This is a genomic window from Niallia sp. Sow4_A1, assembly GCF_052116745.1.
GTDB lineage: Bacteria > Bacillota > Bacilli > Bacillales > Cytobacillaceae > Niallia > Niallia hominis.
In genome coordinates this window covers 73,872-80,425 of record NZ_JBQKKM010000022.1, presented here as the reverse complement: position 1 = coordinate 80,425, position 6,554 = coordinate 73,872, and the positions used below count along the sequence as shown (strand labels likewise).

Annotated in this window: 5 protein-coding genes; 4 read left to right on the top strand and 1 reads right to left on the bottom strand. The window is 35.9% G+C overall.

The genetic code is table 11. The annotated features are described in order from the left end of the window. Positions 1-112 precede the first annotated feature (112 nt). On the bottom strand, positions 113-688 hold the full coding sequence (locus tag ACTQ5K_RS13640) for a DUF3231 family protein (protein ID WP_349204583.1): 576 nt from the start codon (positions 686-688) through the stop codon (positions 113-115). Positions 689-847: 159 nt separating this feature from the next. On the opposite strand from ACTQ5K_RS13640, the gene ACTQ5K_RS13635 reads away from it, so the two are divergent. The 4 genes from ACTQ5K_RS13635 (at position 848) to ACTQ5K_RS13620 (ending at position 6,548) form a co-directional block, all read left to right on the top strand. Then, positions 848-1,648, top strand: coding sequence for a MurR/RpiR family transcriptional regulator (locus ACTQ5K_RS13635; protein ID WP_035415997.1), 801 nt, complete (start codon positions 848-850; stop codon positions 1,646-1,648). A 197-nt stretch (positions 1,649-1,845) separates the two neighbouring features. Beyond that, positions 1,846-3,420: a PTS transporter subunit EIIC gene (locus ACTQ5K_RS13630; protein ID WP_031535071.1), complete on the top strand. Its 1,575-nt coding sequence runs from the start codon at positions 1,846-1,848 to the stop codon at positions 3,418-3,420. A gap of 1 nt (position 3,421) precedes the next feature. Further along, positions 3,422-4,777 carry a 6-phospho-alpha-glucosidase gene (locus tag ACTQ5K_RS13625; RefSeq protein ID WP_031535073.1) on the top strand — a complete coding sequence of 452 codons (1,356 nt, stop codon included), beginning with the start codon at positions 3,422-3,424 and terminating at the stop codon, positions 4,775-4,777. A gap of 679 nt (positions 4,778-5,456) precedes the next feature. Then, on the top strand, positions 5,457-6,548 hold the full coding sequence (locus ACTQ5K_RS13620) for a helix-turn-helix domain-containing protein (RefSeq protein WP_441993987.1): 1,092 nt from the start codon (positions 5,457-5,459) through the stop codon (positions 6,546-6,548). Positions 6,549-6,554: the final 6 nt, after the last annotated feature.

Genomic DNA, 6,554 nt, shown 5'->3' with positions numbered 1-6,554 from the left:
ATTTAATCTCTTTTGTATATACAGTTTTTTTGCCCACGCAAAAACACCTCCGAATAATGTCACAATACTTATCTCAAGTATTGCCATTTTGGAGGTGTTTTATATTGTCTCGCTATTTTAGGTTAGTCCAAACCTCTACGGCATTTAAGGGTCTTTTTTTATGGAACAAAGAGAAACCACTTAAGTATTTCTTGCTATCTATGTAGTCAATTTTCTTTGGAATGGAAGTATGCGGTGATCGAATTAACAGACCCTTCTTTTCTAATATTGAATTCGTTAAATGATAAAGCTTGGAAGTATTATGTAATCCATGGTGATAAAAAGCGCTGAGGTCTTCCCTTGTACTCATTGCAAGGAACCCTCCATAAGCCAATAAGCCTGCTTTCGCCATTTGATTAATATATGCTAGACAAAAGGTTTCTGTAAATAAGGCAGGAGCATTGGTATTAACATCTGTTTCTGTAAATCCATGAGGAATGGCGAAATCATCTTTTTGAAAAATCTTTATAAAACGCTTTTCTTGTTTTTGGGCAAACTGAAAAGAAAAACGAATCGCATTAGAGATTTCTCGATCCTTTACATGCTGAAGCATATGCGTTAGAACCTGCTTTGACATACAATTATTCATATAAGATGTCCACAGGGAAGCTATTTCTGAGGATGTTAGCTTTATATTTGATTGAGACACGAAGTAAAACCTCCAGAATTTACATTGTGTTTAGTAGTATTGGCATCCTTTTTTAAATTATGCTTACCACAGCAAAAAAGTAAAACATAATACCCTATATATTCATTATAATAAGAGATACATATAGGCCGAAAATACGAACAAGGAATGATGAGAGGTTTGAAAAATATAGATATGCTGTTTCTTGATTATGCAAATGATAAAAACTTAACAGAAGCAGAGAAAGAGATCACCTATTTCCTTATCCAGAAGAAATTAGCAGGAGAAACATTAAGCATTCGAGCAGCTGCAAATGATCTATTTGTATCCACAGCAACCATTATCCGCCTCTGTAAAAAACTTGGTTTTAGTGGCTATAGTGAATTTATTTACAACCTAAATTTAAAAGTAACAAAAATGCTTGATCAAGAAGTAGAATATGTAGATAGTATTCATCAACCATTGATAGATGCTGTTTCTTCCTTTAAGCAAAATTATAAACAAACAATCGATTCCCTTGATGAAACAAGCATCGAACTATTTCTTGCGCAAATTAATGAAAATAAAATGATTTACTTTTATGGTGCAGGCTTTTCTACGCTTTTTTCTAGCTATTTTGCAAAAAAACTAGAGCTCTTTGGTTATTATGTTTCCAATTCAACAACAAGCGACAGTAGAGCGATTTTTCTCAATAATATTCAAAAATACAAATTGCTCATTGCTTTTTCTCGCTCAGGTGAAACAGCTAAAGTACTAGAGAAAGTGCAAATCGCAAAGGATAAAGGCGTAAAAACAATCCTTTTTACCGGAAACAATAAAAGCTCTACCGCCAAAATTGCTGATATTGTCTTTACCGTCCTCGATCCTACCATTGAGTCTCAACAAGAATTCGAAGTTACCTCTTTTGAATCCAATATGTTTATGCTCATTGATTTACTTTTAATCGTAGCGATTAAAAGAGGGATTGTTAAAGAATATTAATACTTTTTTTATATACACTGTTGAAAGAGGATGCTATCGAACATCCTCTTTCTTTCACTTAAGCCTTGTAACATGTTACAGGATTGAAAGACATTGTACACAATCCTTGCAAACCCTTTCAAATTTACCTGTTCAATTATATACTTTGGTTATTAAAAAGATATGACAACGCTTACCAACAAAGGGAGGTTTTATAGATGAAAAAGGTAGTAAATGGTCTTCAGCTCTTCGGAAAATCTTTATTTGCACCAATTCTCATTCTACCGATTATCGGTCTATTTATCGCATTTGGAAATGTTTTCGGAAACGGAAACTTAGCACAATATATTCCGATTTTAGAAAATCCATTAATTCAAAATACAGGGAAATTTATATCTTCCTCCGCTGTATCGATTTTGCAAAACCTAGCTTTAATCTTCGCTGTCGGTATTCCGATTGGCTTAGCTAAAAAAGATAAAGGATATGCTGCCTTAACTGGCTTAGTTACCTTCGTTATTTTCATAAATGCAATGCATCAAATATTAAGTTTAACTGGTAGCTTAGTAGCACCAGAGCAAATGCAATTATCTGGTCAAGCAATGGTATTAAATGTTCAAGTATTGGAAATGGGTGTTTTTTCTGGAATTCTTCTAGGTGCTCTAGTTGGAATTTTGCACAATAAATACTGCGACACGGAATTCAAAGGTGTTATGGCTATATACTCAGGACATCGCTTTGTAGCTATTTTAGCCATTCCTAGTGCGATGATTTTAGGAGCACTTGCCGCAGAATTTTGGCCATTCGTACAAGATGGTATTACAGCTGTAGCCAGCGGCATTAAAAATTTAGGAGTAGTTGGATTACTTATTTATGGATTCTTAGAAAGAATTCTCATCCCAACTGGATTACATCACTTAGTGTATACTCCATTTCTTTACACAGAATTAGGTGGAGTTGCAAATATCGGAAATGAAATTATTTATGGCGCCCGAAATATCTATTTTGCCGAAATGGCAGACTCAAGCATTAAAGTATTAAGCAGTACAGTGAACTGGGATGCTCGCGGTTTAAGCAAAATGTTTGGACTTATGGGAGCAGCACTAGCAATGTATGTAACTGCAGATAAAAAGAAAAAAACAATCGCAAAAGCAATTCTTCTTCCTGCAGCCTTTACCTCCTTCTTACTAGGAGTAACAGAGCCTTTAGAATTTGCTTTCCTTTTCACCGCACCAATCTTGTTTGTCCTACATGCTGTTCTTTCTGGTGTGGGTATGATGCTCTTAAGTATCTTTCATGTACATGCAATTGGCGCAAATGGATTTATTGATTTCTTACTATATAATTTACCGCTTGGAACAACAAAGTCCAACTGGCCAATGTTTATCTTAGTAGGATTACTAATGGCAGTTATCTATTTTATCCTTTTCCGCTTCTTAATTCTTAAATTTAATTTAAAAACACCAGGTCGTGAAGAAGATATGATAGCAGCTGAAACAAATGAATTAGCTAATGCAGAGGCAGCTGTATCTGGTGGAACGACAAATGATTCGCCATCAGCTTTAGGGGCAACTATTGTCGATGCATTGGGCGGAAAAGCAAACATTGAAAATGTTGATAATTGCTATACAAGATTACGCCTAATTTTAAAAGATCCAAATGCAGTAGATGAACTGATATTAAAACAAACAGGATCCAAAGGAATTATCAAATCAGGAAATAATGTCCAAGTCGTATATGGTTTAAATGTTAAATCTGTTCGAGATCAAGTAGACCAACAATTAGGAGGAATTTAAGATGAAAACATATAAATTAGCAGTTGCAGGCGGGGGAAGCACATACACTCCAGGAATTATTCGTAGCTTAATGGACCGATTAGAAGATCTACCACTTTCTGAAATTCGCTTCTACGATATTGACGGAGAAAGACAGTCTAAAGTAGTCGTAGCTGCAAAGGCCGTCATTGAAGAATATACAGATAAAATTAAAGTCATTGATACAACAGATCCACAAACAGCCTTTGAAGATGTAGACTTTGTATTTGCCCAAATGAGAGTTGGAAAATATGCAATGCGTGAACTCGATGAGAAAATTCCCCTTTCCCATCATGTAGTTGGGCAAGAAACATGTGGACCTGGCGGATTGGCTTACGGACTGAGAACTATCTCTCCAATGATTGAGCTGATCGATTATGTAGAAAAATATGCTAAAGAAACAGCATGGATTGTAAACTACTCCAATCCAGCATCCATTGTGGCAGAAGGTGTTCGTAAGCTTCGACCAAATTCAAGAGTCTTAAACATTTGTGATATGCCTGTTGCAACAATGCGTAATATCGCAGCAATCCTCGGAGTAGAAAGAGAAGAATTAGATGTTGACTACTTTGGTTTAAATCACTTTGGCTGGTTTACAAGCATTAAAGTTGATGGGGTAGAAAGATTGCCAGAAATTCGTGAGCATGTATATAAACATGGATTACTAACAGAAGATGTTTCAAAAATTGACTATCGTCATGCAGATTCTTCCTGGATTAAAACCTTTAAGAATATTAAACTAATCATGGATCATTTTCCAGAATATCTGCCGAATCCATATTTACAATACTATCTGTTCCCAGATCATATTGTGGAAACTTCAAATAAGGAATACACTCGTGCGAACGAAGTAATGGATGGCCGTGAAAAAACATTGTTTGAAACAGTAGATAAATATGAAGAGACTGGTATTTTAGAAGATTCCTTTGCAGTTGGTGTACACGGAACATTTATTGTAGATGTAACAGTATCTCTTGCTCAAAACCTCGGAAAAAGATATTTAGTAATGGTAGAAAACAATGGAACAATTCCAAACTTGCCAAATGATGCGATGATTGAAGTGCCTGCGCTTATTACAAGTGATGGTCCTAAACCTGAATTTGTTGGAGACATTCCTTACTTCTACAAAGCAATGATTGACCAACAATTAGCATCGGAGAAAATTTTAGTGCAAGCCATTGTGGAAGGTTCTTATGAAAAAGCATTACAAGCATTCACATTAAATAAAACCTTACCTTCTGCTAAAGTAGCGAAAGCAGTTCTTGATGATTTAATTGAAGCAAATAAAGAATTCTGGCCAACATTAACAAAAGAATATAAAGAAGGCGTATTAGTGTAAGATTATAATAGGAGGCTGGGACATAAACATTTCAGTTAGCAACAAAGTCGAACAATTATGCGATTAACATGCATAATTGTTCGTTTTTCGTTTTAGAACAAGGTTTTAAAACAAAGTGAAATGGAGCGGAGGACGCTCGACTCCTACGGGAGATGCGAGAAAGTCCGAGACCCTGCAGGAGTGTGAGCTGTGAAGCGGCTCGGCGCTCGCCCCGGTGAGTCGTGCGGTAAGCCTCGGAAAACAAAAACCTACACTAAGTTAGAATGGTTTGCTAACTAATGATTCACCAGGTAATATACTTTTTCAGTGGCCTCGCAGTGAGGAGGCTCAGCTTCCTCCCCGGCGCATCGTGCGTCTGTAGAGCAATGGAACGACTTAGTTTTTACACTTAACTATATTTAAAAACATAGAGAACCATCTTGAAAAAGTAGCTTTATTTAAGTTCTAAATTAGAGATTGTTCGTCTTTAAAGATTAGGTATTTAGTTTTGTCCCAGCCTCTTTTTTATGTTCTAATGTTGTATTGCTTTCCACTAGAAACCATCATGCAAAAACAATTCTACCACCAGTAGAATCACTTTTTTTAAGCTATTCAACTAGCCGTTGATAGGCATGTTTTGGCAAGTATGCTAGTATCGAATTAGACAGTGTGCACTGGAAAAGTAGAGGAGATGACAAGTATGGTTGATTCACGAAAAATTGGTGCTTATATATCAAAATTAAGAAAAGAAAAGGATCTTACGCAAGTTGAATTAGCGGATAAATTAAATGTCAGTCACCAAGCAGTATCGAAATGGGAAAGAGGAGAATCCCTTCCTGATATTATGACCATTCCCATTATTGCGAATGAATTGGAGGTTTCTATTGATCTCTTAATGAACGCTGGGATTAAACAGCCAAAACCTTCCAAGCAAATCGGGAAAATGGTTGAACATTTATCAGCCGACCAAACCGAGGAAGTTGCGGATTTAATTAATTCAGGAGCCGCCGACGTAAAGGAGCTTATTGATATCGCCCCTCTTATTAAAACTAGTCAACTAAGTAAAGTATCTGAAAAAATGGATACAACGGCTTGGGATTTAGACACAATTGTTCATCTAGCTCCTTTTTTGTCAACAGAAGCATTAGATGAAATCGTCATACAAGCAACAAAAGAAACAATAGATTGGAAGATTGTTCAGCGAATTGCCCCTTTTGTATCTTCTAGCACCTTACAGTCAATCGCAAATCAAGTCATTAGCGAATCGATTGAACCTATAGAATTAGTCCAGCTTGCCCCTTTCTTAGATGAAGAATATATAGACAACTTAATATGGAATGTGCAAAATGGGCAATTAACTTGGAAGTTCATCACAAATATGGCTCCATTTATTAGTGATACAGCTTTAAATAATCTTGTCTTACAGGGAATAGAAGATGAAAAGTTAAATGAGGAACATATAATTAGCTTGGCTCCCTTTTTAGAAGAAGATACGATTGAGCAATTAGTTTCAATCGCATCAAGTAAGGGGGAATGGTCTTTCATACAAAAAATGACTCCATTTATTGGAGAAGCTTCCTTTAATGAACTAGTGGATAAAGCAGTGAATGGAGAAATAGAATTAGAACAGCTAATAGAACTTGCTCCTTTTTTTGAAGAGGATGCTATTGATCAATTATTATCCAATATGGATGCTGATAGACTGTCTCCTCAATCACTAGCAAAGCTAGCTCCTTTTATGGAGGAAAATTCTTTAGGTATAATCGTAAAACAGTTACTTAAGACAAGATAAATGCAG

What these genes read in the sequence shown, in the direction of transcription:
- ACTQ5K_RS13630 (WP_031535071.1), top strand. Translation starts at nt 1,846, where the DNA reads ATGAAAAAGGTAGTAAATGGTCTTCAGCTCTTCGGAAAATCTTTATTT.
- ACTQ5K_RS13625 (WP_031535073.1), top strand. Translation starts at nt 3,422, where the DNA reads ATGAAAACATATAAATTAGCAGTTGCAGGCGGGGGAAGCACATACACT.
- ACTQ5K_RS13620 (WP_441993987.1), top strand. Translation starts at nt 5,457, where the DNA reads ATGGTTGATTCACGAAAAATTGGTGCTTATATATCAAAATTAAGAAAA.